At 53.2% G+C, this 1251-nt stretch carries 1 protein-coding gene; it reads right to left on the bottom strand.

Going from position 1 to position 1251, the window contains the following annotated elements:
- Positions 1–30: 30 nt before the first annotated feature.
- A protein-coding gene (locus tag JK216_RS16935; protein WP_212712167.1) for an IS3 family transposase occupies positions 31–1193 on the bottom strand; the annotation gives its coding sequence in 2 pieces (ribosomal slippage) (positions 31–935 and positions 935–1193; 1164 coding nt in all).
- Between the last annotated feature and the right edge of the window lie 58 nt (positions 1194–1251).

Here is a 1251-nt window from a genome sequence, read left to right as displayed (position 1 = left end):
TGATCCTACCCGCGTAATATGGACACGGCCCTAAGCGAGGGTCTGGTTTTCAAATTGTTCCGGACTGAGACCGCCACAGGCACTGTGACGACGCCACCGATTGTAATCGCACTCGATATAATTAAACACTGCTGTCCGCATGATTTCCCGGCTGGAAAAGTCCTCTCCGTGGATACATTCCACCTTCAACGTGTGAAAGAAGCTTTCCGCACAGGCATTGTCGTAACAACAGCCTCTGGCACTCATACTGCCCTGCAGATTATGTCGTTTCAGTAAGCTCTGGTAATCCGTTGAACAGTACTGACCGCCTCTGTCTGTATGCACGATGACATTTTCCGGACGTTTACGCCGCCACAACGCCATCTGTAACGCATCGCAGGCAAGCTGCGCTGTCATCCGCGAGGACATCGACCAGCCAATGACTGACCGCGACCACAGGTCGATAACCACGGCCAGATAAAGCCAGCCTTCACCGGTACGAAGGTACGTGATGTCTCCCACCCACTTCTCATTCGGGCCACTGGCGTAAAAGTCCTGCTTCAGAAGATTCTCTGAGACTGGCAGACCATGCTCACGGTAACTGACCGGGCTGAACCGGCGCGAGGCTTTCGCCCGCAGTCCCTGTCGACGCAGGCTGGCCGCCACGGTTTTTATGTTATACACCAGTCCCTGAGCACGAAGTTCATCCGTCAGGCGTGGCGCACCATAGCGCTGTTTTGCGTCACTGAATGCCTCCCGGACGGCGTTATCACAGACAAGGCGAAACTGCTGACGCCGGTTTATCTGATGACGACGCTGATACCAGATGTACCAGCCGCTACGGGCAACCTGAAATACACGGCACATGGTTTTGATACTGAACTCAGCCTGATGTTTTTCTATAAAGACATACTTCATTTCAGGCGCTTCGCGAAGTATGTCGCGGCCTTTTGGAGAATGGCCAGTTCCTCGTCCCGTTCTGCCAGTTGACGCTTAAGACGGGCGATCTCAGCAGACATCTCCTGTTCGCGTTCAGAAGAAGATAGCTGATTTTGTTGTTTGCTTCGCCAGTTGTAGAGCTGTGATTCATACAGGCTAAGTTCGCGGGCGGCTGCGGCCACACCAATGCGTTCCGCCAGTTTCAGTGCTTCGTGACGAAATTCAGGCGTGTGCTGCTTACGTGGCTTTTTGGTGATTGATGCTGGCTTTGTCATGTGACTCACCTCTGAGTTGAGAGTTTACTCACTTAGTCGCGTGTCCACTATTGCTGGG

Source organism: Tatumella sp. JGM94, from assembly GCF_018257595.1.
Classification (GTDB): domain Bacteria; phylum Pseudomonadota; class Gammaproteobacteria; order Enterobacterales; family Enterobacteriaceae; genus Tatumella; species Tatumella punctata.
This window is presented reverse-complemented; position numbering and strand designations above follow the sequence as displayed.